Here is a 26,038-nt window from a genome sequence, read left to right as displayed (position 1 = left end):
GAGCACCTGCGGCGGCGTGCTGCGCGATCTGAACCTCCGCGACTTTCACCGTCTGCCATGACCCGGTTGTTAGTGTCCAGCCATGCCGCGGTTGAAGATCGAGGTGACCGTTCCGGAAAGCCACGTGGCCGCTGTCATCGACGCTCTCCACGAAGCAGGAGCGGGCCGGGTCGGCCAGTACGCGCGGTGTTCCAGCGGGTGGCAAGTGACCGGAACATGGCTGCCGTTGCCCGGCTCCCAGCCGTACGACGGCCAGGTCGGCGTCGTGCAGCACGCCGAGGAATGCCGCATCGAATCAGTCTGCGACGTCGATCAAGCCCGTGCCGTTCAGCAGGCGGTCCGCGCTGCCCACCCGTACGAGGAACCGGTCATCCGCTTCCTGCCGCTGCACGAACCGTGAACCCCGGCGCGGCTAGACCTCCGCGACCGCGGCCAGCGCCTCCGGCAGCGTGAACGCGCCCGCGTACAGCGCCTTCCCCACGATCGACCCCTCGACCCCGTCCGAAGCCAGTCCGGCCAGCGCGACCAGGTCGGCCACGCTCGACACCCCGCCCGAAGCGATCACCGGGGCGTCCGTCCGCGCCACGACGTCGCGCAGCAGCTCGAGGTTCGGGCCGCGCAGCGTGCCGTCCTTGCTCACGTCCGTCACGACGTAGCGGGACGCGCCGTCGCGGTCGAGGCGCTCCAGGACCTCCCACAGGTCGCCGCCGTCGGAGGTCCAGCCGCGGGCCGAGAGGCGGTGGCCGGCGTCGGTGATGCGGACGTCGAGGCCGATCGCGACGCGGTCGCCGTACTCGCCGATCACGCGCGCGGTCCACGCCGGGTCCTCGAGCGCGGCGGTGCCGAGGTTGACGCGGCGGGCGCCGGTGGCCAGCGCGGCCTTCAGCGACGCGTCGTCGCGGATGCCGCCGGAGAGCTCCACCTGGACGTCGAGCTTGCCGACGACCTCGGCGAGCAGCTCGCGGTTGCTGCCCTTGCCGAAGGCGGCGTCGAGGTCGACGAGGTGGATCCACTCGGCGCCGTCGCGCTGCCAGGCGAGCGCGGCCTCCAGCGGGCTGCCGTAGGAGGTCTCGGTGCCGGCCTCGCCCTGGACGAGTCGCACGGCCTGGCCATCGGCCACATCAACGGCGGGAAGCAGCGTGAAAGTCACGCCGGTAACTCTAGGGCGGAGACCCCGGTCACCCGGTCAGAGGGTCGCGAGCCAGTTCTTCAGCAGCCGCGCGCCCGCGTCACCGGACTTCTCCGGGTGGAACTGGGTGGCCCACAGCGGGCCGTTCTCGACCGCCGCGACGAAGTCCTCGCCGTGGTTCGCCCAGGTGACCTTCGGCTCCTGGCCGGCCAGGCCGTCGAGCTCCCACTTGCGGGCGGCGTAGGAGTGGACGAAGTAGAACCGCTCGTCCGGGTCGAGGCCGGCGAACAGCTGCGAGTCCGCGGGCGCGCGCACGGTGTTCCAGCCCATGTGCGGCAGGACGTCCGCGTTCAGCCGGTCGACGACGCCGGGCCACTCCCCCGTGCCCTCGGTCTCCTCGCCGTGCTCGACGCCGCGGGAGAAGAGGATCTGCATGCCGACGCAGATGCCGAGCACGGGACGGCCGCCGGCGAGGCGCTTGCCGATGATCCGGTGGCCCTTGACCTCCAGCAGCCCCGCCATGCACGCCGAGAACGCGCCGACGCCGGGCACGACCAGGCCGTCGGCCTCGATCGCGGCATGGGGGTCGGCGGTGACCTCGACGTCGGCTCCGGCGCGCGCCACGGCGCGTTCGGCGGAGCGGAGGTTGCCGGAACCGTAGTCGAGGATCACCACACGAGACACGCCACCCAGCGTAGCCGGAGGCCTCAGCGGCGCTCGAACGAATAGACGTCGGTCACGGTGTTGCACGGCGACGGCGGGACGACCTCCACGCGCAGCACGCCGGCGTCGTAGTCGACGCCTTCCGGGGTGAAGGTACCGGTGCAGGTGCTGACCAGCGGGACCTGGCCGATTTCGCGCACCTTCGCCGTGACGTCGTGGCCGTTCAGGGGCCGCGGCAGGTCGATCTGCAGGAGCTGCAGGTTCGTCGGGTACAGGTCGTTGTCCGGGTCGCTGGTGGCGCAGACCAGCCGCGTCGCGCCGACGAAGTCGCAGCCCTGGGCGCTGCGGACGTGGTGGTCGAGGTGGACGCGGGCGGCGACGGGGAGGTCGCCGGCGGTCTTCGGGCCGCGCGGGTTGAGGAACGGCGTCGGGGAGACGTAGAGGCGGTCGATCTCGCCGAGCGGGCCGGAGACCAGCCACTGACCGTCCGGGGTGGCCGCGACCTGGGCGTTCGCGTTGGCCGCCGGCTCGTCGGGGGCGAGCGGGTGGACGAACTCCGTCGTGCTGCCGTCGGGCTTCGTGACCAGGTACATCTTCGTGGCCGGGGTCGGCGTCACGGTGTCCTGGTAGACGTCGAAGACGTAGCCGCGCAGCGAGTCCGGGTCGCCGACGTGGCCCCAGCCCTCGTTCTTGAGCGGCTGCGGGATGGTCGCGCCGTTGCGGTAGACGATCTCGGGTGCGTGGCCGGGCAGGCGCAGCGTGGTGAGGCCCTCGCCGCTGATCCGGTTCTCGGCGGTCGTGTGCCCCACCCGGCGCCAGCCGGGTTCGTGGGCCGCGGCGACGCCGGTGGCGGCGAGCAGGGCGGCGGTGGTGAGGGCGAACAGACTGGCCGCGCGCATGGGCGCTCCTCGGGAGTAGAGGCCTGGGCGGCGGCGACGCGATTCTGCCATGGGGTGACGACCGCTCGGAAGAATTCCGGGGCAGGACGTTTCACCGTCCCGCCGACTGGGTATCAAGTCACCCGATCGTGTGGCTACCGCCCCGCACGACCGGACGCCAGGGAGGCGAAGATGGCCGAGGAAGACGTGCTGTCGCAGATGCTGAACGCCTGGCGCGACGACATCGACAGCGTGCCGTTCCCGCAGTTCAGCGAGCTGCTCATCCCCCGGCAGCAGACGCGCCCGCGGTGCACGCCCTCGGCATCTGCTGTCCGCGTGACGAACGCCACTCGGAGAACAGACGCCTGACTGTGGTTTCCTGCGAGGGCCGCATCGACGCGTCCCCCGGGAGTCCTCATGAGCAGCCGCACCCCTGATCCCCACGACTTCCTCGACCTCGACGCCGGGCTCGCCGAGGAGGAGCGCGCCATCCGCGACGCGGTGCGCGAGTACGCGAAGGACAACCTGCTCGACCACGTCGCCGACTGGTACGAAACGGGCGCGCTCCCGGCGGCCGAGCTGGCCAAGGGCTTCGGGTCGCTGGGCCTGCTCGGCATGCACCTGGAGGGCTACGGCTGCGCGGGCACCAGCGCGGTCGCGTACGGCATCGCGTGCCGCGAACTCGAAGCCGTCGACTCCGGGCTGCGCAGCTTCGTGTCGGTACAGGGCTCGCTGGCGATGTACGCGATCCACAAGTGGGGCAGCGAGGAGCACCGGCAGGAGTGGCTGCCGCGGATGGCCACCGGTGACGCGCTGGGCTGCTTCGGGCTGACCGAGCCGGACGCGGGCAGCGACCCGGGCTCGATGCGGACGCGCGCGGTGCGCGACGGCTCCGACTGGGTGCTGTCGGGCACGAAGATGTGGATCACCAACGGGACCGTCGCCGACGTCGCGGTCGTCTGGGCGCAGACCGACGACGGCATCCGCGGCTTCGTCGTCCCGACGTCGACGCCGGGCTTCACCGCGAACGAGGTCAAGCACAAGCTGTCGCTGCGGGCGTCGTTGACCGCGGAACTGGTGCTGGACGGCGTGCGGCTGCCCGACTCGGCGGCGTTCCCCGAGGTCCGCGGGCTGCGCGGGCCGCTGTCCTGCCTGAACGAAGCCCGCTACGGCATCCTCTTCGGCGTCGTCGGCGCGGCGCGCGCGTGCTACGAAGCCGCGTTGGAGTACACGCTTTCGCGCTCGCAGTTCGGCAAGCCCCTCGCGGGGTTCCAGCTGACCCAGCGGAAGCTCGCCGACCTGCTCGTCGAAGTCAACCGCGCCGGGCTGGTGGCGCTGCAGATCGGGCGGCTCAAGGACGCCGGGACGCTGCACCACAACCACGTCAGCTTCGGGAAGATGGCGAACGTCCGCTCCGCGCTCGACGCGGCGCGGACGGCCCGCTCGATGCTCGGCGCCAACGGGATTTCGCTGGAGTACCCGGTGATGCGGCACATGGCGAACCTCGAGACGGTGCTGACGTACGAAGGCACCGAGGAGATGCACGCGCTGTCACTCGGTCAGGCGATCACGGGGCTCGCGGCCTTCCGCTGATCCGGTTTTTGTCGGTGGTGGCCGCTAGCTTCGGCGGCATGACCTTCACCGACTTCGAAACCGTCATCGAGCTCCGGCGCTACACCCTGCACCCGGGGCGGCGAGACGAGCTGATCGAGCTGTTCGAGCGCGAGTTCGTCGAGCCGCAGGAGGCGGCGGGCGCGCACCTGTTCGGGCTGTTCCGCGAGCGCGCGTCACCCGACAAGTTCGTGTGGCTGCGCGGGTTCCGCTCGATGGACGAGCGCAGAGCGGCGCTGGAGGAGTTCTACTTCGGCCCGGTCTGGAAGGAGCACCGCGAGGCGGCGAACGCGACGATGATCGACTCGGACGACGTCCTGCTGCTGCGCCCGGTCCGGCGCGGGCTTTCCGCGCCCCCACCGGGTTCGGGCCTGCACGTGGCGATCGGCCCGCCGTCGGACCCGCCGCCGTCGGCGTTCGCGGCGTTCGAGACCGAGCCGTCCGAGAACACGTTCCCGCAGCTGCCGGTCCGCGCGGACGGCCCGTTTTCGGTGTGGTTCAGCCGGACACCGCTCGGTGCCGACGTGGAGCTGGGGTTGGAGGCGACTTCGCGGTCACTGATCCGCTGAGAGGAGTTCGAGGAGCCCCGCCGGGTAGAGGATCTTGCGGCCGTCACGGAAGTCCGCGAGGTCGGCCCAGTGCGCGGTGGCGGGGTCGTCGAGGATCTTCATCTCTTCGCGTTCGTAGAAGGCGGGGTCGGTGAACTCGGCGGCGTAGAGGAAGGCGATCTCGTGGCCGGGCCTGCCCTGCCAGCTGAAGATGTTCTCGAGCACGCCGACCCGCTTGCCGACGAGGAGCTCGGCGCCGAGCTCCTCGAGGAACTCCCGGCGGAGGGCGTCCTTGCCGCTTTCGCCGAACTCGATCCCGCCCCCGAGCGGCCGGCAGTACGTCTCGCCTTTGACGTCGTCGCGCCCTTCGAACACGAGCAGCGCGTCGCCGCGCCACACCAGCCCGAGCGCGAGCGGCCTGATCCGGAACCCCATGGGGCCACGCTAGCGGCCCCCTACCCCTGGAGGAAATCTTTGATCGACAACGCCAGTGAGCCCGCGTCCAGCCCGTGGGCCAGGTCGTGGTCCGCGATGCCGCCGTAGGTCCGGACTTCGGTGTCCCGGCGGACACCGAGCGACCGCAACCGGTGCGGCACGTCGGCAAGCGCCTCCGCGACCCAGTGCGCGGACGTCCCGGCCAGGTACGGCTCGACCAGGACCACCTCCGGTGCGGCGGCCAGAGCGGCCGCGCGCAGGCCCGCGGCGTCGAACGGGCGGATCGTCGAGGCATAGAGCACCGTGACGTCGAGGCCCGCCGTCGCGCGCAGGACGCGGTCCAGCACCGGCCCGACGGCCACGACGACTCCGCGTGAACCCGAGCGCAGCCGGGTGAAGCCGACACCGAGGTGCGGCGACGCGTTCTCCTGGGCCGAGAGGCGCAGGTAGATCCGGCCGTCGCCGGGGATCGACTCGAGCAGCAGCCGGCGTGCCTCGTCCGGGTGGCCCGGTACGTGCACGGTCCAGCCCGGGAGCGAGTCGATGAGCGCGACGTCGCCCGGGGACTGGTGCGTGCGCCCTTCCGCGGCCATGTCGTAGGAGGCGCCGTAGGACACGAGGACGCCACCGGCTTCCTGGTGGGAGAAGTCGAGCTTGATCTGCTCGAAGGCGCGCTCCACCAGGAACGACGGGAACGTGTGCACGATCGGCCGCAGGCCGGCGAGCGCCAGCCCGGCGCCCGCGCTGACCAGCAGCTGCTCGCGGATGCCGACGTTGATCACCCGGTCCGGGTGGCGCCGCGCGGCGCCCGCCAGCTGGGCGGCCGAAATGTCGGCCAGCACGACGGCGACGTCCGGGTCCGCGTCGAGGATTTCTTCGGTGGTGCTCAGGAACGCTTCGCGCATCGACGGCATCGGTCAGCCCTTCGGTTCGACGACGGCGACCACCGCGAGCGGGCGGCCGGGGCGGGCGGCGGTGAGGGCGTCGTGGAGCGCGTCGTGGTCGCGGCCGGACACCGTGCGGGTCTCCCAGCCTTCGACGGCGAAGCGGCGGGCGATCCCGCCCGGCCAGCCGCGCGTCGAGGACTGGTTGTCGATCACCACCGTGGTGAGGTTCTCGAGGCCGGCGCGGGCCGCGACGACGATCGCCTCGTGGTTCGAGCCTTCGTCGAGCTCGGCGTCGCCGACGAGCGTGACGACCCTCGGCCGCGTCAGGCCGCGGGCCCGCAGGCCGAGCGCGGTGCCGAGCGCGATCGGCAGGCCGTGGCCGAGGGACCCGCTGGAGATCTCGACGCCGGGGACCCGGCGCCGGTCGGGGTGGTGGCCGAGCCGGGACACCGGGTCGGACCAGGTCGGGAGTTCCGCTTCGGCGAGGAAGCCCTTCGCGGTGAGCACGGCGTAGTACGCCATCGGACCGTGCCCTTTGGACAGCAGGAAGCGGTCGCGGTCGGGCTCGCGGAAGTTTTCGGGCGTGACGTCGAGGACGCGGTCGTAGAGCACCCACAGGACGTCCACAGTGGACTCCGCGGCGGCGCTGTGCTTGTCGTCACCGGTCATCAGCGAGATCAGCCGCGGCAGGTCGGCGTAGCCCGGTTCGGTCGCAGTGGTCATGGTCCGACCATGCAACCTCGACTAAACTCGAAGTCAAGGATAGCCTGAGCAGGTGACGAGGCTCGCCGAACATCTCAGCATCGGACAGGTGGCGGAACGCAGCGGGGTGCCGCACACGGCATTGCGGTTCTACGAGGAGAAGGGACTGATCAGTTCCGAGCGCTCGGCGGGCAACCAGCGGCGCTACCCGCGCTCGGTGCTGCGCCGGATCGCGTTCATCCGCGCCGCGCAACGGGTCGGGCTTTCCCTGGAGGACATCAGTTCGGCGCTGGCGACCCTGCCCGAGGACCACGCCCCGACGAAGGCGGACTGGGCGCGGCTGTCGCGCGACTGGCAGCAGGAGCTCGACGCGCGGATCGACGCCCTGCAACGGCTTCGCGACCGCCTGACCGGCTGCGTCGGCTGCGGCTGCCTGTCCCTGCGCAGCTGCGCGCTCTACAACAACGACGACGAGCTGGCCCGCTACGGCCCGGGCGCGAGCAAACTCCGCCCGGCGGTCGAGGGCGGCATTTAACCGCTTGCCGCCGGCGGGATCCTGGGGAGGAAATGAACGAAAAGCACTTGATCCGCATCTCGAAGCGGCTGGCCCGGCACCTGCGCCACGACCCCGCCGCCCTCGGCCTCACCCTCGGCCCGGACGGCTGGGTGAACGTCGAAACCCTCCTCGGCGCCCTGCGCACCCACGGGCTCGCGATCACCCGCGAACAGCTCGACGAAGTCGTCGAGACGAACAACAAGCGCCGCTTCGCGTTCGACGAAACGGGCATCCGCATCCGCGCGAGCCAGGGCCACAGCGTCGCGGTCGACCTGGGCCTGCCGAACACCACCCCGCCGCCGGTGCTGTACCACGGCACGGTGCCGAAGTTCCTCGACGCGATCTTCCACGAGGGCCTGCGCCCGATGAACCGCCACGCGGTCCACCTCTCGGCCACCACGGACACGGCCCGCACCGTGGCAGCCCGCCGCGGAAAGCCGGTGATCCTCCGAGTCGGCGCGGCCGCGATGGCGGACGCGGGCCACGCGTTCCAGGTGAGCGCGAACGGCGTCTGGCTCACCGCGGCGGTCCCCCCGGGTTACCTCACGCGCCTCCCGTGACCACGCGCGACGGCGGACGTCCCCGGTCGGCTCACAGGGAGGGCACCGCGCTCGGAGTCCGGCGGCGCGGACGCCCCAGGAGCCTCCGGCCCACGTCCAGCAGCTCTGTGCGCAGCTCGTCGTCGCCCAAGCCGGCCAGGTCCGGGGAGCCGCCCGCCATCGCGATGCCCGTCAGCGTGACCATCGCGTTGACGCGCGCCGTCGCGTCCGGGTCCGGGCCGGCCAAGATGCCCAGCAGCGCCTGACCGAACCCCTCCATCCCGCCGTGCGCCGACTTCTCGATCGCGCGGATGAGGCCGGGGTCGCTGGAAAACAGCGCCACCAGCGCGCGGTGGCGGATCACGAGGTCGATGAACCCCTCCAGCAGCAGGTCCACCTGCGCGCCGCGGCGCTTCTGGGCCGCCGCGCGCAGCACCAGGTCGTCCAGGTCTCGCACGCCGGGCTCGGCCACCGCCTCGGTGATCTCCGCCTTCGTCTTGAAGTGGTAGTAGACCGCGGCCTTCGTGATCCCCAGCGCGTCCGCGATCATCTGCAGCGACGTGCCCTCGACCCCGTGTTCCGTGAACAGGCGCAGCGCGGTCTGCAGCAGTCGGGTCCGGGTGTCCTCGGCCGGGCCGGCGGTCATTCTTCCTCCTCAGCGAGCCGTCGGAGCGTACGTCACTCCCTGTCGATCGGCAAATTCCCTTACTTGCCGATCGACAGGGATAAACCTTGCTGTTCGGCAAGTCACATACTTGCCGATCGGCTTGGACCAGCCCTTGCCGATCGGCTAGCTTGGGGACAGACCTGATGGAGTGAACCGAGCCCGTTCGGGCGAAACGGAGCTGACTCGTGGCGACCTTCCTGTACCGGCTCGGCCGGTTGTCCTTCCGACGGCGAGCGCTGGTCGCGGCCGTCTGGGCGGCCGTCCTCGTGGCGCTGGGGCTGGGTGCCCTCACGCTGTCGGGCCAGCTGTCGAACTCGGTGACGATCCCCGGGACCGAGTCGCAGCGGGCGATCGACCAGCTGACCGAGAAGTTCCCGCAGGCCAACGCCGGTGGCGCCACCGCACGCGTGGTGATCGAGGCCCCCGCCGGGACCACGGTGACCGACGCGAAGGGCAAGGCCGCCGTCGAGTCGCTGGTCACCCAGCTGAAGACGGCGCCGAAGGTCGCCGCCGTCGTGGACCCGTTCCAGGTGCAGTCGATCTCACCCGATCAGCGGGTCGCACTCGCCCAGGTCAGTTACGGAGCGAAGGCGTACGAACTGACCGAAGAGGACCGTCAGGCACTGCAAGCCCCCGCGGACGCGGCCCGAGCCGCCGGGTTCACCGTCGAGTTCGGCGGTGACGCCGTGCAGGGCATCCCGGAGACCGGGGCCACCGAAGGCCTGGGCGTCGCGGTCGCCGCCGTCGTGCTGATCATCACCTTCGGCTCGCTGGTCGCGGCCGGCATCCCGCTGCTGACCGCGCTGATCGGCGTCGGCACCGGGATGGGCGGCATCTTCCTCGCCTCGGGCTTCCTCGAGCTGAACTCGAACACGCCGATCCTCGCGCTGATGATCGGGCTGGCCGTCGGCATCGACTACGCGCTGTTCATCGTCTCGCGCTACCGGCACGAGCTGAGTCTCGGCCGAGAACCCGAAGAGGCCGCCGGGCGCGCGGTCGGCACCGCCGGCTCGGCCGTCGTGTTCGCCGGGCTCACCGTCATCATCGCGCTGGCCGGCCTGACCGTCGTCGGCATCCCGTTCCTCGGCCAGATGGGCGTCGCCGCCGCGGTGACCGTCGCGGTTTCCGTGCTCATCGCGCTGACGCTGCTGCCCGCGGTGCTCGGGTTCGCCGGCGTGCGCGTCGCCGGCAGCCGCATCCGGTTGCGCCGCAAGCCGGTCGGGACGACGCACGGCGAGCGCTGGGCGCGGTTCGTGGCCCGGCACCGGATCCCGGTGCTGATCCTCGCGCTGGCCGGGATGGCCGTCGTCGCGCTGCCCGCGCTGAGCATGCAGCTCGGCCTGCCCAACGACAGCACCGCCGCCCCGGAATCGACGCAGAAGAAGGCGTACGACATCGCCAGCCGCAGCTTCGGCGAGGGCTCCAACGGCCCGCTGCTGGTCGTCGTCGACACCGGCGCGAGCACCAACCGCCAGGCCGCGCTCGGCCAGGCCGCCGCCGACATCCAGAAGCTGCCCGACGTCGCCGCCGTGACGCCGCCGCGCGTCAACCAGACCGGCGACACCGCGCTGCTGACGGTGATCCCGAAGAGCGGCCCGAGCAGCACGCAGACCGAGGACCTGGTGGCCGCGATCCGCGCGGAATCGGGCGTCCTGGAGAACGCGACCGGCGCGAAGCTCGCCGTCACCGGCCAGACCGCGGCGAACATCGACGTCTCGGAGAAGCTGTCGGACGCGATGCTGCCGTACCTGGCGCTGATCGTCGGGCTGGCGTTCGTGCTGCTGATGCTGGTGTTCCGCTCGGTCGTGGTGCCGCTGAAGGCGACGATCGGCTTCCTCGGCTCGGTCGCGGCGACGTTCGGCGCGGTGGTCGCGGTGTTCCAGTGGGGCTGGCTGACGGACCTGCTCGGCGTCGAGTCGACCGGCCCGATCATGAGCATGCTGCCGATCCTGCTGATCGGTGTCCTCTTCGGACTCGCGATGGACTACCAGGTGTTCCTGGTGACGCGGATGCGCGAGGAGCACGTCCACGGCGCGGAACCCCAGGAGGCGATGGTGACCGGCTTCCGGCACGGCGCGCGGGTGGTCGTCGCGGCGGCGCTGATCATGATCAGCGTGTTCGCCGGCTTCATCCTGGCCGAGTCGTCGCTGATCCAGTCGATCGGCTTCGCGCTGGCGATCGGCGTGCTGGTGGACGCGTTCGTGGTCCGCATGACCCTGGTCCCGGCCGTGATGTCGCTGCTCGGCCGCGGCGCGTGGTGGCTGCCGAGGTGGCTCGACCGCATCCTGCCGGACGTCGACGTCGAGGGCGAGAAGCTCACGAAGCACCTCGACGACGCCCCCGGCGACGACCCCCGCGAACTGGTCGGCGCAAGCCGCTGAGCGGAGTCTCCCCAGCCCGGCCGTGATGTGGTTCCCACGTCACGGCCGGGCCCTTTTCCGGCTTCCGACCGACGACTTCGAAAGAATCAATGCCGCTCGATCAACGGCCGGATATCAATTGACGGCGGGCCAAGCCAATTCGTGACAAGCTGAGGTGTAACCACTCATTCTCCTTCACATATCGTTTCGCCCACGAACGTAACCCTTCGGGTCGAGCGCACCGACTGCTTGGCAGGAGGCGAACCAGGTCGCCTCCTGTTCAGCCTGATCGGAGGCGAAGGTCGCGATGACCAGCGCAGTGGGCCACCTGTTCACTACGGAAACCGGCAACGAGGCGCTCTTCCTCGCGACGGCGGACATTGCCAGACTCCGGGAGACGATCGGCACCATCCGATCCCGGCCGGAGGTCGCCGGACCGGCCCCTGACATCGCCGCGCTCGAGGAGCTCGGGCAAGAGCTCGATGATCTCGAGGAGGCCGGCCGCCCGAGCCCTGCGCCTCTCGTGACGACCCCGGCGGCTCGAGCCTGGATCGAGCTTCTCCACGAGCAGGTCCGGATCATTGCGGAGCTCGACGGCCAAAAACGGTTGAGGTTGCACCTCACCTGCAGCGCATGCGGCAACGCGGTCCTCGTCAACCCGGTCGACGAGCAAGCGAAGGCCGCTCGCAGAACTCAAGAACGGCGGGACGCAACCACCTCTCTGCTCGCTGAGGACTTCGCCGATTTCGATCCCGATCACCCGTTCCTTTCCGCTTTCGCCAGTGTGATGCGACACGCGGGCCAAGGTGATTCACCGGCCGCCGCCGGCGCACGGACCTGCGAATCGTGCCGAGGAACGGATTTCGAGTCCGCAGTGGTGGTGTTCTGCCCGGGCTGCCGGGCCCGTCGCACCGAGACCGTCGTCGTCGCCTGCCCGGACTGCGGCTACGACTTTCGCCTTCTGGCACCGAAGACAGAATTGTGGGGTGCCCCGGACGAAGCACGACACGCGTTCAACCTCGCCCTGCTTTCAGAAGGCGCGAGCTCATTCGAGAGCGGCCTGTGGCGAAAGCAGCGGGCAGCGTTGACCGAGGCTCTCTCGGGCCACGAGGACCTGATCGCCCTGTGCCGCTGCGGGATCCCCGGAGAAGTCGGCCGCTACGTAGCACTTTTGTTCACTTCGACACAGTTCGTCTGGGCACGGGAAAGCCTGGTGTCGGGTACGACCTCGGGCGGCGCACCGTGGCGCGAGGTGGTCGCCGTGACGAATCCCCACAGTTCCGCGACCGGGTTCACCAGCGGCCTGGCCCTGCACCTGTCCGGTGGGACGTCGATGACCTTCAACGACTTCAGGGGTGTCGGGGTGGCGCTGGGAGAGCACGAGATCTCCTTCGACGCCGAAGGAGTGCGACGACTCGCGAAGGATCTCCAAGGCAAGACCGCGATCAGCGCAAGCTGACAGCGGCTCCGCCGAAGTGCCGTGGGACGCCGGCCGAGGTGGTGGGGCTAACTCACCAACCAGAAGATCGCGCCGCCGATGGCCAGCAGCGCTGCGACGCCCAGGACCACGGCCATGAACTTCGCCGTCTTCCACGTCGAATACACGCCGCCCACCAGGAAGCCGCCGAGGGCCAGCAGAAGAACTCCGACGACACTGCTGCTCACAGAACGCCCTTCGTGGAGGGGATGCCGCCCGCGCGCGGGTCCGGCTCGGTCGCCGCGCGCAGGGCTCGGGCCACCGCCTTGTACTCCGCCTCCGCGATGTGGTGCGGGTCGCGGCCGTGGATCACGCGGACGTGCAGGGCGATCTGCGCGTGGAACGACAGCGAGTCGAAGACGTGCCGCGTGAGGACGAACGGGTAGTTGCCGCCGATCGTGAAGGTGTTGAACTGCTCCGGCTCGCCGACGTGCACGCAGTACGGGCGCCCCGACACGTCGATCGCCGCGTGGGCCAGGGTTTCGTCCATCGGGATCCACGCGTCGCCGAAGCGGCGGATACCGCTCTTGTCGCCCAGCGCCTGGCGGATCGCCTGGCCGAGGACGATCGCCGTGTCCTCCACCGTGTGGTGGGCGTCGATGTGGACGTCGCCGGTCGCCTCGACCTTGAGGTCCAGGGAGCCGTGGACGCCGAACGCCGTCAGCATGTGGTCGTAGAACGGCACGCCGGTCGAGATGTCGACCTCGCCCGTGCCGTCGAGGTCCAGCTGCACGAAGATCGAGGACTCCTTGGTGGTCCGCTCGACCTTGCCGATGCGCGTCATCGGGAAACTTCCTTACTCGCCTCGAGGAAGGCGTCGTTCTCTTCCGGGGTGCCGATGCTCACGCGCAGGTGCCCCTCGATGCCGGGATCGCGGATCAGCACGCCGGCGTCCAGGTAGGCCCGCCACGCGGCCGCGGGGTCGGCGAACCGTCCGAAGAGGACGAAGTTCGCGTCGCTCGGGACCGGGTCGAAACCGAGGCCCGCCAACGCTTCCACGACGCGGTCGCGTTCCGCGGACAACTTGTGCACGCTGTCCAAAGTGGCGTCGGCGTGGCGCAGTGCCGCGCGCGCGGCCGCCTGCGTCAGCCGCGAAAGGTGGTACGGCAGGCGCACCAGCTGCAGTGCGTCGACGACGGCGGGGGCGGCGGCCAGGTACCCCAGCCGCCCGCCGGCGAAGGCGAACGCCTTGCTCATCGTGCGCGACACGATGAGCTGAGCCGGGTAGTCGGCCAGCAGCTCGACCGCGCTCGCCTGCGAGGAGAACTCCGCGTACGCCTCGTCGACCACCACGATCCCGGTCGCCGCCTCGACCACCACGCGCAGCTCGTCCGGCGGGATCGAGCCGCCGGTCGGGTTGTTCGGGCTCGTGACGAACACGATGTCCGGGCGCCGTTCGCGGATGAGCCGGGCGGCCGCCGCCGTGTCCAGCGTGAAGTCGGGGCGGCGCGGCGCCGGGAGCCACTCGGTGCGGGTGCCCGACGCGATGATCGGGTGCATCGAGTACGACGGCTCGAAGCCGAGCGCGGTGCGCCCGGGACCGCCGAAGGCCTGCAGGATCTGCTGCAGCACCTCGTTGGACCCGTTGGCGGCCCAGACGTTCGCCTCCGACAGCACGACCCGCGTCGACACGCTCAGGTAGTCGGCCAGGTCCTGGCGCAGTGCCACGGCGTCGCGGTCCGGGTAGCGGTGCAGCTCGGCCGCCTCCGCGCGGACCGCCTCCGCCACGTCCGCGACCAGCTCGGGCGGCGGCGGGTACGGGTTTTCGTTGGTGTTGAGCCGGACCGGGACCTCCAGCTGCGGCGCGCCGTACGGGGACTTGCCGCGCAGGTCCTCGCGCAGCGGCAGCGCGGCCAGGGTGATCTCTTCGCCGATCGTCATCGGAGCTCCTCCCCCGCGAACCGGGCGGCGACGGCTTCGCCGTGCGCGGGCAGGTCCTCGGCGTCGGCCAGCGCGACGACGCGGCCGGCGACCTCGCGCAGCGCGTCCTCGGAGTAGTCCACGACGTGGATGCCCTTGAGGAAGCTCTGCACCGACAGGCCCGAGGAGTGGCGGGCGAACCCGCCGGTGGGCAGCACGTGGTTGGACCCGGCGCAGTAGTCGCCGAGCGAAACCGGGGCGTACGCGCCGACGAAGATCGCGCCCGCGTTGCGGACCCGGGCCGCGACCGCGCGCGCGTCCGCCGTCTGGATCTCCAGGTGCTCGGCGGCGTAGGCGTCGACCACGCGCAGGCCGTCATCCACTGTGGACACCAGGATGATGCCGGACTGCTTGCCGCCCAGGGCTTCGGCGACCCGCTCGCTGTGCTTGGTCGCGGCGACGCGGCTCGCCAGGTCCTTGTCGACGGCGTCGGCCAGCTCGACCGACGTCGTCACCAGGACGCTCGCGGCCAGGGGGTCGTGCTCGGCCTGGCTGATCAGGTCGGCGGCGACGTGCACCGGGTCGGCCGTCTCGTCGGCGAGGATCGCGATCTCGGTGGGCCCGGCTTCCGAGTCGATGCCGATCAGGCCGCGCAGGAGCCGCTTCGCCGCGGTGAGGTAGATGTTGCCCGGGCCGGTGACGACGTCGACCGGGGCGAGCTCGGCGCCGTCGGTGTCCGTGCCGCCGTACGCCAGCAGCGCGACGGCCTGCGCGCCGCCCGCCGCCCACACCTCGTCGACGCCGAGCAGCTCGGCCGCGGCGAGGATGGTCGGGTGCGGCAGCCCGCCGAACGCGGCCTGCGGCGGCGAGCACACGACCAGGGAGCCGACGCCGGCGATCTGCGCCGGGACGACGTTCATCACCACGGTCGACGGGTACACGGCCAGGCCGCCCGGCGCGTACAGCCCGACGCGCTCGACCGGCACCCACCTCTCGGTCACCGTGCCGCCCTCGACGACGGTCGTCGTGACGTCGGTCCGGCGCTGCTCGGCGTGCACCTTCCGGGCGCGGGTGATCGACTCCTCGAGCGCCGCGCGCACGGCCGGGTCCAGTTGCTCCAGCGCGCGCGTCAGCTCGGCGCGAGGCACCCGCACGGCGGTGGGCCGCACCCTGTCGAACTTCTCGGTGTACTCGAGGACGGCTTCGACACCGCGGTCACGGACCGCCTCGACCACCGGGCGCACGTGGTGCAGCGCCGCGTCCACGTCGTATTCGGCGCGGGGCAGCGTGGCGCGCAGTTCGGCGGCGGTCGGGACCTGCCCGCGCAGGTCGGTGCGGTTCAACATGCCCTCCAGGGTACGAGGTCACACTGGAGCACTCGTCGGCGATACTCCCCGGTGACGGCGGATCCCAGCATGCAGGAGGCAGCGGTGGCGCGAATCGCGTTGTGCCAGGTCAACTCGGGTGACGATCCGGAGGCGAACCTGAAGCTCGTTCGCTCCGGCGTGGAGGCCGCGGTGGCGGGCGGCGCGCGGATCGTCGTGTTCCCCGAAGCGGCGATGGCGCGCTTCGGCCGTCCGCTGGAGCCGGTCGCGGAGCCGCTCGACGGGCCGTGGGCCTCGGCGGTGGCCGCCGTCGCCGCCGAGTACGACGTCGTGGTCGTCGCCGGGATGTTCACCCCCGCCGACGGCGGCCGGGTCCGCAACACGCTGCTGATCACCGGCGGCGGGCACCACCGCGGCTACGACAAGATCCACCTCTACGACGCCTTCGGGTTCGCCGAGTCCGACACGGTCGCCCCGGGCACCACGCCGGTGACCTTCGAGTTCGACGGCGTCGTGTACGGCGTCGCGACCTGCTACGACGTGCGCTTCCCGGAGCTGTTCCGCGCGCTGGCCGACGACGGCGCCGACGTCGTGCTGCTGCCGGCGTCGTGGGGCGCCGGTGAGGGCAAGCGCGACCAGTGGGAGGTGCTGGTGCGGGCGCGGGCCCTGGATTCGGGCTGCTGGGTGCTGAGCTGCGGCCAGGCCGACCCGGCGGCGACCGGGCTCGCGGTGAACCCGAAGGCGCCGACCGGCATCGGCTTCTCGACGGTGTCGGACGGCTTCGGCCGGGTGATCGCCCAGGCCGGCGCCGCCCCCGAGACGCTGCTGGTGGACGTCGACCCGGCCGTGTCGGCCCAGGCCCGCACCGCCACGGGAGCCCTGGCCAACCGCCGTCTCTGAACCACAAAGCGCACTTTCACGTGAAAGTGATCCGGAGTGCGCACTCCGGTTCACTTTCACGTGAAAGTGCCGCTTCGGGAGGGCTAGCGGAGCAGGCCTTCGCGGATGGCGACGCGGACGAAGCCCGCGCGGCGCCGTTCGCCGGTCTTGTCGCGGATGCGGTCCAGGTAGGACCGGACCGTCCGGACGCTGATGTTGAGGATCTCGGCGACGTCGACGTCCCGCTCCCCGGCCGCCACCAGCCGGAGCACCTGCTTTTCCCGTTCCGACAGCACGATCTTCGGCCCCGCGTGCCGCTCTTCGCTGTCCTGGATGATCATCCCCGCCAGCGTCGGCGACACGTACGCGTTGTCGTCGGCGATGGTGCGGATCGCGCGCAGCAGCTCGTCGCCGTCGACGTCCTTGGACAGGAAGCCCTTCGCGCCCGCCTGCATCGCGCCGAGCACCTCCGGCTGTTCCGCGTGCGCGGACACCACCAGCACCTTGTGCCCCATCTGCCCCACTTCCAGGACCGCGGCCGCGTCCTGGACGCCGCGCAGCTTGAGGTCGAGGACGACGACGCTGCCCGCCGGCTGGTCCTGGACCGCGAACCGGGCCACCGAATCGGCGACCGCGCCGAGCTCGACGTCCGGTGCCTCGGTGAGCACGCGGGTCAGCGCGTACCGGTAGAGCGGGTGGTCCTCGATCACACCCACGTGGATCCGCCGCGGGGGCGGGGGCGGGGTCTGGGTTTCCTCCGGGTCGCTCATTTGCGGCCGCCGCGCCGGGGGTCCGCGCCACCGATCAAGCCGCGCCGGATGGCTTCCTTGACCAGCCCCGGCCGCCGCCGTTCGCCCGTCTTGTCGCGGATCCGGTCGAGGTAGCCCCGCACGGTGCGGACGCCGATGCCGAGGATCAGCGCGATGTCGACGTCCCGTTCCCCCGCCGCCACCAGCCGCAGCACCTGCTCCTCGCGCGGTGACAGCTCGACGTCCGCCGAGACGGCCGGGCGGTCCGCGTTGTCCTTCATGATCATCCCGGCGACCACCGCCGAGACGTAGGCGCCGCCGCCGGCGACCGTCTTGATCGCGATCAGCAGCTCGTCGGCGTCGACGTCCTTCGAAAGGAAGCCGCGCGCCCCCGCCGCGATCGCGCCCAGCACCACCTCCGGCTCCGCCTGGGCGGACACCACGAGCACGTGGTGCCCGAGCTCGCAGACCTCCAGCACCGCCGCGGCCCCCGCCACGCCGGGGAGCCCGAGGTCGAGCAGGACCACGCTCCCCGGCGGCTGCCGGTGCACGTGGAACCGCGCCACCGAATCGACCACCGCGCCGAGCTCGACGAAGTCGGCCTCGGCCAGCACGCGCTCGACGGAGACGCGGTACAGCGGATGGTCTTCGATGACCGCGACGCGGACCCGCCCCTGGTCCACTTCGCCGGTCGAACGCTCTTCTGTCATTTGCACGACTTTCACCCCGTTCCACCCGACGGAGCCGGCCGCCCGGCCGTGGCCGGGTCCAGCGCGGGGCCCGTCGGCACCAATGCCAGCAAACTACCTGCGACCGGTGACTTCGCCACTCCTCCGTAACCGAGCGAGGACAGCGCCTGCGCGCTCACCACCGGGTACTTCCGGCCCGTGTCGGTCACCAGGTAGGTGGTGGCCGAGCCGGCTTCGACGACGACGGCTCCCCCCGACGGAGGTACGAACACCTCGTCCGCCACCCTTGCTTCGGTCCGGGTGGCGACCTGGATTGCCTTGGCACCAGGGGAAAGCGGGAATTCGGCCGAAACGAGCAACCGGCTGCCCTGAACGCACAGGGCGACCGAGCCGCCGGTGATCGGCGCCTTGCCGGGGATGCGGTCGGGGTAGGCCGCCGGGTCGGCGCCGCCGGCGCGGGGCGCGGCGACCTTGGCCACCGCGGCGACGTCGGCCGCGCGGACCTCCACCGGCGCGGGCGGTCCGGAGTAGGCGGCGGCGTTGGCTTCCGTCGTCACCAGGAGGCTCGCTTCGGTCTGCCCCACCGGTTCGAGTCCGTCGCGGCGGACCAGGTAGTACGAAGTCGCGGCGCCGGGCGCGGCCATGGCGTCGACGACGGCGAGGACTTCGCCGACGCGGGTGTCGCGGCCGCCGACGGCCGGTCCGCGGTCGCCGGCGCCGTCGACCGGCAGCGCGGCGAGGTCGCGCCCGGCCGGGACGGTGTCGATCCACCGCGAGGACACCGCGATCGTCGGGTAGCTGTCGAACTGCAGCGCGGTCGCGGCCTCGTCGCTGAGCTTGTAGCGCCGCCCGCCGGCGAGCAGGAACCGGTCCCCCTGCGGCAGCCGGACGATCACGCCCTGGTCGCGCGGCAGTTCGACGCCGGACGCGGGCGGGGCGAGCAGGACGGCGGTGCGCGGTTCTTCCGACGCGGGCGCGTCCTGGGTGGTGCGGCTGCAGCTCGTCCACGCGGCGTTCACGAGGGCGCCGGTCGCGGGCAGCGAGTCGGGCGCGCCCGGGATGCCGATCTGGGTGCCGCGGCCCGCCTTGCCGAGGTTCTCCGGCGACACGCTCACGGTCGCTTCGCCGGTGCCGCCGGCCAGCAGCCGCGCGGACGCGTAGTTGAGCACCGGGTGCAGCACGCCGTCGGCACCGAGGACGAACCGCGCGCCGGTGCCCTCCTCGACGATCACCTTGCCGCCTTCGAGCCAGTCCTTGCCGCCCGACGGGTTCAGCAGGCCGATGATCCCGAAGACGGCGGTGACGAGGAGCGCGGCCACGAGTCCCAGCACGGTGGCCAGCACGAGCCGGCGGCTGGGCGAGACGGGGTGGTTGGCGTCCGCGGCGACGAGCGCGGAAACGAGCCTGCGGCGGAGGAACTGGTACGCCTGGATCTGGTCCCGCTGCGTCCACACGCTGCTGTGCCCCCGGTGTGCGTCGTCCCTCCGAGCGATTGATGCTAAGCACCCGTCCGCGCGGCGGCGAGGGTAATTTTTACGCCCACGCGACATCTGGGGAGGCAGTAGCGTCGGGTTCCCGGGGAAAGGGGAGCCCGTGTCCGTCGAAACCGCCGGCGCCGTCCGCCCGGCACCGTCCCGGCCCGCCTCCGCCGCGCTGCCCTGGCTGCTGCCGATCCGGCCGCTGCAGGCCGCGGTGTGGGAGCTCGCCGCGATCGCCGTCCTGCTCGCCTGGCTGGTCGACGGTGTCGCGCAGCCGGTGCGGATCGCCGCGAGCGTCGTCGCCGGGCTCGTCGTGCTGCTGACGTCCGTGCGGTTCGCCGGACGGCACCTGGCGGGCTGGGCGCTGACCTGGACGGTGTTCCGGCTCCGGCGGCACGACACCCGCCGCGACAGCCCGGACCCGCTGCTGTCGGTGGCCGGGCCGGTGAAGGTCCGCCAGCACGTCGACCGCGCGGGCAACCGCTTCGGCGTCGCGGAGGTCGACGGCGGCTGGAGCGCGCTGGTGCGGCTGACGCCGGGGACGGGCGCGCCGGGCGCGCTGGCCGACGTCCTGCGCGAGGCCTACCGGCGGACCGACGTCCCGCTGGCTTCGGCGCAGCTGCTGACGTGGGCCATCCCGCGCGGTGAGCAGGTGCTGCGCGTGCGGTGGCTGGCGGTGCGGTACCGGCCGGACCTGGCCCCGATCGCGGCACTGGCCCGCGGCGGCGGCGATCTCGGGGCGCTGCGGAGCACGGCGTCGGCGGCGTTGAGCCTGATGGGGGCGCTGGCCGAGGCCGGGTACCAGAGCACCGTGCTGGAGGCCGGGGAGCTGGCGAAGGAGCTGCGGGTGGCGCTGGGCGTCCAGGGACCCGCGTCGGGCGCGCCCGAGAGCTGGCGGGCGTGGAAGTGGGGTGGCGGTGCCCCGCAGATGTGCTTCGCGCCGCGGTCCACGCGGATGCCGGACGTCGCGGTCCCGGGCGCGGCGTTCACGGCGACGTCGTACACGCTGACGCGGACCGCGGGCGGCAAGGAGAAGGCGGAAGTGACGATCCGGGTGGGAGCGCGGCCGGGTGCTTCGGTCCCGGCACCGCCGGCCGCGGTCCCGCTGCACGGCCGGCACGGTGCCGGGGTTCGCCAGACGCTGCCGCTGGCGCTGGACAGCTGAAAGTCAGCCGCGGACGGCCTCGTAGACCCCCGAGATCATGCCCACGAACGGGACCAGCGACAGCAGCACCAGGAACTCGGAAACGTCCAGCAGCCGCGACCAGTAAGGCGAACGCAGCCCCCGCGCCACCCGCGTCGCGTACACGAGGCAAAGCGCCGCAGCCAGGACGACCGCGCACCCCGCCGCGAAAACGACCGTGCGGTTGCCGGAAGCCACCAGCCACACGCCGGCGCACACCAGGCTCAGGATCCCGAACCCGACGAGCACCAGCCGCTGCGCCCGGCCCGCGTACGACCGCGACCGCAGGATCCACGCCACGCCCAGCACCCCGGCCAGGCCCGCTTCCCACGGGCCGCGCGAAGACAGCACGACAGAAGACGCCAGCACCACCAGGCCGAGCGCGACGAGCAGGCCCGTCAGCACGGCCTGGGCGCGGGACGTCCGGCCGATCATCTCCGTGCCGAGCGACGGCTGTTCGTCCGCGCGGAACGCCGCCATGTCGTCCGGGACCCGGGGCAGCGGCAGGCGTGCCAGGCGCAGGGACAGCATCGGGGCCACCGCCGCCAGCGCCGTGCAGAGCACCGCCGCCACCGAGGCGGCCGAAGCGGGTGAGACGCCGGCCAGGAGCACCACGCCCGTCGTCAGCGCGCCGACGCCGGCCGCTCCGGTGATCGCCACGAACCACGGGAGGCGGTCGGCCACCGAGACCGCCGCCAGGACGCCGAACACCGTCACCGCGGCGAAGCCGGCCGCCAGCGGGCCGGCCGAGAGCGAGAACAGCGGGTGCGGGGGCAGCACGGACATCCCGGCCAGCAACGCGACCCCGACGCCCGCGACCGCGCCCGCGGCCCCGGCCTCCGCGTCGCCGTAGGCGCGGCTGAGCGCGCCGCCGCCGAGCAGCAGCACCAAGGCCAGCAGCCCGGTGCCGATGGGCGCCAGGACGCTGCCGGACGCCGCCGACTGCACCAGGAGACCGCCCGCCAGCAGCAGCACCACCGCGGCCACCAGGCCGGACCGGCGCGCCACCGACGGGCCCCAGCCGCCGGAGGTGTCGGCGACGCTCGCGATCGAATCGACGACGTCGTCGAACAGCAGCGGACCCCGCGGGCGTTCCCGCGGGGTCAGGTGGAGCACTTCGCCGTCCCGGATCTGGGCGGCCGCGACGCTCAGGCCCAAGGCCAGTGGCGCCCCGCCGAGCCGGGAGAGCACCCAGCCGGGGTGTTCGGCCGACGCCTGCCCGGCGGCGCCGGCCAGCCGGACCAGCTGCGGCACCAGCTCGGCGAACGTCGACTGCTGCGGCAGGGCGACGTCCACGCGGGCCCTCGGCGTGACCACCGTGACCCGCCGCGTCGTCCCGGTGATCGAAGCGGTCATCAGATCTCTTTCGCGGCCGAGATCACCGGGGCGAACTTGGCGTTCGACGCCTCGGCGAGCTTCTGCAGCCCGGCGTTCACCGCCTCGAGGACGATCTCCGAGAGGTTGCGGGCGTCGTACTCGCGGATCGCGCGGGGGTCGATGTCGATCGAGGTGAACCGGCCGTCGCCGCGGAGGGTGACGGTGACCTCGTTCTGCCGCGAGTGCGCCTTGACCTCCATCGCCTCGACCGTGCGCTGGATCCGCTGGACCTCTTCGGTCTGCTTGCGCACCTGCGCGAGCAGCTCGTCCATGTCCGGCACCGCGTACGGATCGGTCACTGTGCTTTCCCTTCGTGCTGGCGGACGCGGACGCTGCCCACGAACCGCTGGAAACTGGGTGAGAGCCGCCGCGCGGTCGCGGGCGCGGCCGTGCAGGCGAGCTCGAGCACCAGCCGGTCCGCCGGCACCGCGCCGGGGACCGTCAGGTGCACCTGGGTCTGGATCAGCTCGTCGCCTTCGCCGGTGCGCAGGCGCAGCAGCTGCATGACGCCGGGCGCGGCCGCGTCGCCGACGTCGCGGCGGCTCAGCACTTCGAGCCCGGCCAGCGTCCGCGAGAGGCGTTCGACGGCTTCGGCGGCGACGGCGTCGATCGAGGCGTCGTCCGGCCGCTGCTGCACGCTGACCGTGATGTTCGGCGTGAACTCCTCGCCCGGCACCGGGTGCACGGCGACGAAGACCGCGCCGGAGTCGCCCGGGTCGACGGCGGTCCAGCCGTCCGGGATGACGAAGTCGAGGGGAAGGGTCATCACAACCCCACGTACGAAACGGCGTCGTCCCAAGCGGATCCGACGGCGTCGGCGGCGTCGCCGGCCGCGTGGCCGACCGCGTCGACGGCCGCGCCGCCGTACTCGCCGATGGTGTGGCCGAGCTTCGGCAGGTCGATGTCGATCTTCGCGCCGACGCCGAGGCCGAGGCCCAGCGCCGCGCCCGCCTTGAAGTTCACCTTGAGGTGCCCGGCGTCGTAGACGGCCTGGGCGTCGAGCTGCGCGCCGAGGCCGTACTGCAGCGTGCCGTTCGCGCCGACGCCGATGCCGGCGACGTCCGCGGCGACCTCGCCCTCGACCTTCCCGCCCACGAAGGCGTTCGCGTGCGCGCCGACGCCGTGCGCGCCGATCGTGCCGGACGCGCCGGCCTCGCCGCCGGCGAACACCGTGCCCTTGGCGTGGGCTTCGGCGACACCCCACTCCTTCTTGAGCTCGGCTTCGCCGTGCACGGCCGCGAGTTCCGCGTGCCCGGACGCGCCGACGTCCCAGCCCTTCGACGTGATCTTCCCGTCGTACTCGGGGGAAAACCCGTCCTGCTCGTGCTGGAACTTGTAGTAGGTGATCTCGGTGTTGCGGCCGATCTTGTCCTTGAGCCCCTCGGCTTCCGGCCGCCCGAACGGCGTGTCCGCCTTCTTCGGCGCGCGGGTGCCTTCGAGGCCGTCCCAGGTGAGCTTCTTCCAGCCGGAGTTGCCGAACCACGACGGCACGGTCCGCGGCCGCTTCCGGCCGTCGAGCGGTTCGCCGTTGAGCCAGTGCAGCGGGCCGCGCGCCCACTTGCCCAGCTCGTGCTCCAGCCGTCCGACGCCTTCGGGCGGGAACAGCTCGGCGAGCGCGTCGGAGAACTCGTCGACGACCTGGCGGGCGGCCTGCACGCTCTGTTCGCCGAGCTGCCGGGCGGCCTGGATGAACGCGCCGACCGAGCCGGAGTTCACCGCGCGGGCCTGGGCGGTCAGCTGCTGGGCGTACTGGTCGAACTGGGCGATGATCGAGTCGACGGCGGCCTTCGCGGACTGGACCAGCTGTGCCGCGGTGGCGAGTCGTTTCGCCTGGTCGTCGAGCTTCGTGGCCGCGTCGGTGAGCTCTTCGCCGAGTTTCCCGGCGGCCGTGGCGAACGCGGTGTAGGCGTCACCGTCCCAGTCCGCGTGCAGGGTCTTGGCGGACTCGTCGATTTCCTTCGCCTTGCCCGAAACCGTGGTGGCCTGGGTGGCGACCCGCTGCGACGCCGCACTGAGCGCACCGGGATCACCGGTGACGCGTCGCTGGCACTCGACGAGCACGCGCCGGTACCCGGACAGCACGGAGCTGACCACCCCCGACGCGTCGACCACCCCCGAGGACCACATGGGCTAGTTCCCGGCCGCGTCGTAGCCGACGTGCTGGCTGAAGTGCTTGCCGTTGTAGTCCAGGTCGATGTCGAGGTCGAAGTCCTGGCCGCCCGGAGCCTCCACAGTGGACTCACCGGTGGTGAGGTTGGTGTGGATGACGACCTCATCGGCGCTGTGCACCGGCGCCGGCTGGGTGACCGGGGCGGGCTGGGTGACCGGGGCCGGCTGGGTCGGCACGGTCGCGCCGTGCTGCGCCGGGTCCACGGCGATCCAGCTGTTCGCCGGGTTCAGCGGCGTGCCGTTGCCGGACACCGCCGTGCCGCCACTGGAACCGCCGCCGGTGGCGAGCGCGGGCGGGGTGTAGTCGGTGAACGAAGGCTGCTGCGGGATCCCCCCGCCGCTCCCGCCCGCCACCGCCTGCTGCCCGGCCGAGCTTGCCACCGGCGCCGGGGCCTGGGGCGCCGTGACCGGGGTGTTCCCGATCGACGGCGTCGTCGCGCCGGAGCTGCCGGAGTCGTGGTGGAAGAGCTTCTCGATCTCGCCGATGACCTGCGCGAGCGTGGTGACCTGCTGGGCGAGGTCGACCGCGCCGAGCGCCTTGAGCAGCGCGCCGATCGAGGTGATGAACGCCCGCAGCGACGCGCTCGTCGCGGTCGACAAAGCGACCGCCGCGCCATAGGTCCACCAGTTCGACATCAGCGAGGCGACCGTCGGGTTCACCGCGGAGACCACCGCGCGGTAGGCCTCCTGCGCGGTCTTGACCAGCGTGCCGGAGACGCCGAGCAGCTCGGCACCCTTCTGCACGACGTTGATGATCGTCTCGAGCTGTTTGAGGGAGTCGGAGATCTTCTTCAGCGCCGACTCGCTCGCCGCACCCGACCAGATCTTGCCGAGCTGGTCGGCGGCCTTGGTCAGCTCGGTGTACATGCTGAGGAACTGCTCGGCCTTCTTGACCAGGTCGAGCACGTGCTTGGCGATCTGCTCCGGCTGGCCGGTGACGATCTGCGGCAGGATGGTGATCGGCCCGCCCGACGACGCGGTCGCGTCCATCGCGCTGGAGTTCGGGAAAGTCAGCATCGGACCTCACAAAGTCTCGGGGTGCGGAGGATCAGACGACGGAGGCGGGCCGGTACACGCTGACCCTCGCCAGCCCGCTGATCCGGGCGTCGAGGAGCCCGTGGTTGTACAGGCGGCCGCCGTCGCCGGCGACGCCGATGACCGGCTGGCGGTCGGAGAACAGCAGCGGCTCGACCACCACGACGTCCCCGCTGTGCACGCCGCCGGGAACGTCGGAGAAGGTGCGCGCGGTACCCGCGTACACCTCGATCAGCCCGACCCGCGCCTGGTTGTCGGCGTCGCCGGCGAGCCAGTCGTTGAAGTCGGCGACCCCGTGGAAGCGGGTGTCGGTGATCGGGTGGTCGCCGAGCCCGCCGAGCCGCGCGTCCCCCAGGTAGCGCAGCACGTTCCCGACCGACGACGGCTCGCCGTGGGCGCCCGCGCTGTCGTTGATGGCGAGGGTGGCGAGCTCGGAGGCGTGCGAGTTCCCCCAGATCGACGACGACGGCGTGGTGGTCCCGTCGTGGCCACCGCCGTAGCCGGCGGCGGCGTCCTGGTCGGCCGCCTGGTAGGCGTCGGCGCTGGCCTTGACCAGCCCGTTGATCTGCTGCAGCAGCTGCAGGAGGGTGCGGACGGCGGTGATCTGGCTGGAGTGCAGCGCGGCGTTCGCGGCGGCGACGGCGCTGCCGAAGGTCGCGAACGACATCGGCTGCACGACCAGGCGTTCCAGATCGGCCACGGCGTTGATGCCGTGGGCGAGGATGCCCCCGACGTTGCCCACGGCGGAGCGCATCGCCTCGGGCTCAGCCCGGTACTCGCCGGCCATGGGTCTCCTTCCGGATGGCTTGTCCGGCTGAGCGTAAGTTCGTCCCCGGAAGCGG

The 26,038-nt window shown here is 72.0% G+C and carries 30 protein-coding genes; 10 read left to right on the top strand and 20 right to left on the bottom strand.

The annotated features are described in order from the left end of the window. The first annotated feature begins 82 nt into the window (after positions 1–82). The gene (locus tag AB5J73_RS24020) at positions 83–400 is read left to right on the top strand and encodes a hypothetical protein (protein WP_370972445.1); all 318 of its coding nucleotides are present in this window, start codon (positions 83–85) and stop codon (positions 398–400) included. 12 nt (positions 401–412) lie between these two features. Here the strand turns inward: AB5J73_RS24020 and priA are convergent, their stop codons facing one another. The 3 genes from priA to AB5J73_RS24005 are packed head-to-tail and all read right to left on the bottom strand — an operon-like array spanning position 413 to position 2,691. Then, on the bottom strand, positions 413–1,150 hold the full coding sequence (gene priA / locus AB5J73_RS24015; protein ID WP_370972443.1) for a bifunctional 1-(5-phosphoribosyl)-5-((5-phosphoribosylamino)methylideneamino)imidazole-4-carboxamide isomerase/phosphoribosylanthranilate isomerase PriA: 738 nt from the start codon (positions 1,148–1,150) through the stop codon (positions 413–415). A 36-nt stretch (positions 1,151–1,186) separates the two neighbouring features. Beyond that, positions 1,187–1,804: an imidazole glycerol phosphate synthase subunit HisH gene (gene hisH, locus AB5J73_RS24010; RefSeq protein WP_370973292.1), complete on the bottom strand. Its 618-nt coding sequence runs from the start codon at positions 1,802–1,804 to the stop codon at positions 1,187–1,189. Positions 1,805–1,836: 32 nt separating this feature from the next. Next, positions 1,837–2,691 carry a hypothetical protein gene (locus tag AB5J73_RS24005; RefSeq protein ID WP_370972441.1) on the bottom strand — a complete coding sequence of 285 codons (855 nt, stop codon included), beginning with the start codon at positions 2,689–2,691 and terminating at the stop codon, positions 1,837–1,839. Positions 2,692–2,862: 171 nt separating this feature from the next. Here AB5J73_RS24005 and AB5J73_RS24000 point away from each other — a divergent pair, with 171 nt between their 5' ends. Genes AB5J73_RS24000 through AB5J73_RS23990 form a run of 3 tightly spaced genes read left to right on the top strand, consistent with a single transcriptional unit; the run spans position 2,863 to position 4,850 of the window. After that, a complete protein-coding gene (locus AB5J73_RS24000) occupies positions 2,863–3,039 on the top strand; it encodes a hypothetical protein (RefSeq protein WP_370972440.1) in 177 nt (58 codons plus the stop codon). 48 nt (positions 3,040–3,087) lie between these two features. After that, the gene (locus tag AB5J73_RS23995) at positions 3,088–4,263 is read left to right on the top strand and encodes an acyl-CoA dehydrogenase family protein (RefSeq protein WP_370972439.1); all 1,176 of its coding nucleotides are present in this window, start codon (positions 3,088–3,090) and stop codon (positions 4,261–4,263) included. Positions 4,264–4,301: 38 nt separating this feature from the next. Further along, complete coding sequence (locus AB5J73_RS23990) at positions 4,302–4,850, top strand: NIPSNAP family protein (protein ID WP_370972437.1); 549 nt, start codon at positions 4,302–4,304, stop codon at positions 4,848–4,850. On the opposite strand, the gene AB5J73_RS23985 is transcribed toward AB5J73_RS23990, so the two are convergent. From AB5J73_RS23985 to AB5J73_RS23975, 3 genes are read right to left on the bottom strand one after another with little or no spacing between them, the layout of a single operon-like run. Further along, positions 4,836–5,264 carry an NUDIX hydrolase gene (locus AB5J73_RS23985; RefSeq protein ID WP_370972435.1) on the bottom strand — a complete coding sequence of 143 codons (429 nt, stop codon included), beginning with the start codon at positions 5,262–5,264 and terminating at the stop codon, positions 4,836–4,838. The genes AB5J73_RS23990 and AB5J73_RS23985 overlap by 15 nt on opposite strands. A 20-nt stretch (positions 5,265–5,284) precedes the next feature. Continuing rightward, on the bottom strand, positions 5,285–6,178 hold the full coding sequence (locus tag AB5J73_RS23980; RefSeq protein ID WP_370972433.1) for a transketolase family protein: 894 nt from the start codon (positions 6,176–6,178) through the stop codon (positions 5,285–5,287). A 3-nt stretch (positions 6,179–6,181) separates the two neighbouring features. Continuing rightward, entirely contained in the window at positions 6,182–6,874 is a 693-nt protein-coding gene (locus tag AB5J73_RS23975) for a thiamine pyrophosphate-dependent enzyme (protein WP_370972431.1), read from the bottom strand. Positions 6,875–6,926: 52 nt separating this feature from the next. On the opposite strand from AB5J73_RS23975, the gene soxR reads away from it, so the two are divergent. Continuing rightward, on the top strand, positions 6,927–7,388 hold the full coding sequence (gene soxR / locus AB5J73_RS23970; protein ID WP_086856575.1) for a redox-sensitive transcriptional activator SoxR: 462 nt from the start codon (positions 6,927–6,929) through the stop codon (positions 7,386–7,388). A 32-nt stretch (positions 7,389–7,420) separates the two neighbouring features. Next, positions 7,421–7,969: an RNA 2'-phosphotransferase gene (locus AB5J73_RS23965; RefSeq protein WP_370972429.1), complete on the top strand. Its 549-nt coding sequence runs from the start codon at positions 7,421–7,423 to the stop codon at positions 7,967–7,969. A 31-nt stretch (positions 7,970–8,000) separates the two neighbouring features. On the opposite strand, the gene AB5J73_RS23960 is transcribed toward AB5J73_RS23965, so the two are convergent. Next, complete coding sequence (locus tag AB5J73_RS23960; protein ID WP_370972427.1) at positions 8,001–8,594, bottom strand: TetR/AcrR family transcriptional regulator; 594 nt, start codon at positions 8,592–8,594, stop codon at positions 8,001–8,003. A gap of 206 nt (positions 8,595–8,800) precedes the next feature. On the opposite strand from AB5J73_RS23960, the gene AB5J73_RS23955 reads away from it, so the two are divergent. Beyond that, positions 8,801–10,996: an MMPL family transporter gene (locus tag AB5J73_RS23955; protein ID WP_370972425.1), complete on the top strand. Its 2,196-nt coding sequence runs from the start codon at positions 8,801–8,803 to the stop codon at positions 10,994–10,996. A gap of 286 nt (positions 10,997–11,282) precedes the next feature. After that, positions 11,283–12,434, top strand: a complete 1,152-nt coding sequence (locus tag AB5J73_RS23950; protein ID WP_370972424.1) for a hypothetical protein — start codon at positions 11,283–11,285, stop codon at positions 12,432–12,434. A gap of 47 nt (positions 12,435–12,481) precedes the next feature. Here the strand turns inward: AB5J73_RS23950 and AB5J73_RS23945 are convergent, their stop codons facing one another. From AB5J73_RS23945 to hisD, 4 genes are read right to left on the bottom strand one after another with little or no spacing between them, the layout of a single operon-like run. Further along, the gene (locus AB5J73_RS23945) at positions 12,482–12,640 is read right to left on the bottom strand and encodes a hypothetical protein (protein WP_370972422.1); all 159 of its coding nucleotides are present in this window, start codon (positions 12,638–12,640) and stop codon (positions 12,482–12,484) included. Next, positions 12,637–13,236, bottom strand: a complete 600-nt coding sequence (gene hisB, locus AB5J73_RS23940) for an imidazoleglycerol-phosphate dehydratase HisB (protein ID WP_086856650.1) — start codon at positions 13,234–13,236, stop codon at positions 12,637–12,639. The genes AB5J73_RS23945 and hisB overlap by 4 nt, the downstream gene beginning before the upstream one ends. Then, positions 13,233–14,333 carry a histidinol-phosphate transaminase gene (locus tag AB5J73_RS23935; RefSeq protein WP_370972420.1) on the bottom strand — a complete coding sequence of 367 codons (1,101 nt, stop codon included), beginning with the start codon at positions 14,331–14,333 and terminating at the stop codon, positions 13,233–13,235. The genes hisB and AB5J73_RS23935 overlap by 4 nt, the downstream gene beginning before the upstream one ends. Further along, positions 14,330–15,658 (bottom strand): histidinol dehydrogenase, encoded by a 1,329-nt coding sequence (gene hisD, locus AB5J73_RS23930; RefSeq protein WP_370972418.1) that lies wholly within the window; start codon positions 15,656–15,658, stop codon positions 14,330–14,332. The genes AB5J73_RS23935 and hisD overlap by 4 nt, the downstream gene beginning before the upstream one ends. An 84-nt stretch (positions 15,659–15,742) precedes the next feature. Between hisD and AB5J73_RS23925 the strand changes: the two genes are divergently transcribed. Further along, entirely contained in the window at positions 15,743–16,537 is a 795-nt protein-coding gene (locus AB5J73_RS23925; protein WP_370972416.1) for a carbon-nitrogen hydrolase family protein, read from the top strand. A gap of 83 nt (positions 16,538–16,620) precedes the next feature. Here AB5J73_RS23925 and AB5J73_RS23920 read toward each other — a convergent pair whose 3' ends face one another. Genes AB5J73_RS23920 through eccB form a run of 3 tightly spaced genes read right to left on the bottom strand, consistent with a single transcriptional unit; the run spans position 16,621 to position 19,408 of the window. Continuing rightward, complete coding sequence (locus AB5J73_RS23920) at positions 16,621–17,286, bottom strand: response regulator (protein ID WP_370972415.1); 666 nt, start codon at positions 17,284–17,286, stop codon at positions 16,621–16,623. Continuing rightward, a complete protein-coding gene (locus AB5J73_RS23915) occupies positions 17,283–17,975 on the bottom strand; it encodes a response regulator (RefSeq protein ID WP_370972413.1) in 693 nt (230 codons plus the stop codon). The genes AB5J73_RS23920 and AB5J73_RS23915 overlap by 4 nt, the downstream gene beginning before the upstream one ends. A gap of 11 nt (positions 17,976–17,986) precedes the next feature. Next, a complete protein-coding gene (gene eccB, locus AB5J73_RS23910) occupies positions 17,987–19,408 on the bottom strand; it encodes a type VII secretion protein EccB (protein ID WP_370972411.1) in 1,422 nt (473 codons plus the stop codon). A 139-nt stretch (positions 19,409–19,547) separates the two neighbouring features. On the opposite strand from eccB, the gene AB5J73_RS23905 reads away from it, so the two are divergent. Further along, positions 19,548–20,597 carry a type VII secretion protein EccE gene (locus AB5J73_RS23905; protein WP_370972409.1) on the top strand — a complete coding sequence of 350 codons (1,050 nt, stop codon included), beginning with the start codon at positions 19,548–19,550 and terminating at the stop codon, positions 20,595–20,597. A 3-nt stretch (positions 20,598–20,600) separates the two neighbouring features. Here the strand turns inward: AB5J73_RS23905 and eccD are convergent, their stop codons facing one another. Genes eccD through AB5J73_RS23875 form a run of 6 tightly spaced genes read right to left on the bottom strand, consistent with a single transcriptional unit; the run spans position 20,601 to position 25,983 of the window. Continuing rightward, positions 20,601–21,971, bottom strand: a complete 1,371-nt coding sequence (gene eccD, locus AB5J73_RS23900) for a type VII secretion integral membrane protein EccD (RefSeq protein ID WP_370972407.1) — start codon at positions 21,969–21,971, stop codon at positions 20,601–20,603. Further along, entirely contained in the window at positions 21,971–22,291 is a 321-nt protein-coding gene (locus AB5J73_RS23895) for a YbaB/EbfC family nucleoid-associated protein (protein ID WP_247012473.1), read from the bottom strand. Before AB5J73_RS23895 ends, eccD begins: the two co-directional genes overlap by 1 nt. Continuing rightward, positions 22,288–22,758, bottom strand: a complete 471-nt coding sequence (locus AB5J73_RS23890) for a hypothetical protein (protein ID WP_370972405.1) — start codon at positions 22,756–22,758, stop codon at positions 22,288–22,290. Before AB5J73_RS23890 ends, AB5J73_RS23895 begins: the two co-directional genes overlap by 4 nt. Next, on the bottom strand, positions 22,758–24,119 hold the full coding sequence (locus tag AB5J73_RS23885; RefSeq protein ID WP_370972403.1) for a WXG100 family type VII secretion target: 1,362 nt from the start codon (positions 24,117–24,119) through the stop codon (positions 22,758–22,760). Before AB5J73_RS23885 ends, AB5J73_RS23890 begins: the two co-directional genes overlap by 1 nt. 3 nt (positions 24,120–24,122) lie before the next feature. After that, positions 24,123–25,178: a hypothetical protein gene (locus AB5J73_RS23880; protein WP_370972401.1), complete on the bottom strand. Its 1,056-nt coding sequence runs from the start codon at positions 25,176–25,178 to the stop codon at positions 24,123–24,125. Between the two features lie 31 nt (positions 25,179–25,209). Next, entirely contained in the window at positions 25,210–25,983 is a 774-nt protein-coding gene (locus AB5J73_RS23875) for a WXG100 family type VII secretion target (protein WP_370972399.1), read from the bottom strand. Between the last annotated feature and the right edge of the window lie 55 nt (positions 25,984–26,038).

This window comes from Amycolatopsis sp. cg9, assembly GCF_041346945.1.
In the GTDB taxonomy this organism is placed as follows: Bacteria; Actinomycetota; Actinomycetes; order Mycobacteriales; family Pseudonocardiaceae; genus Amycolatopsis.
The sequence above is the reverse complement of the archived record's forward strand: the minus strand, read 5'-3'. Positions and strand labels throughout refer to the sequence as shown.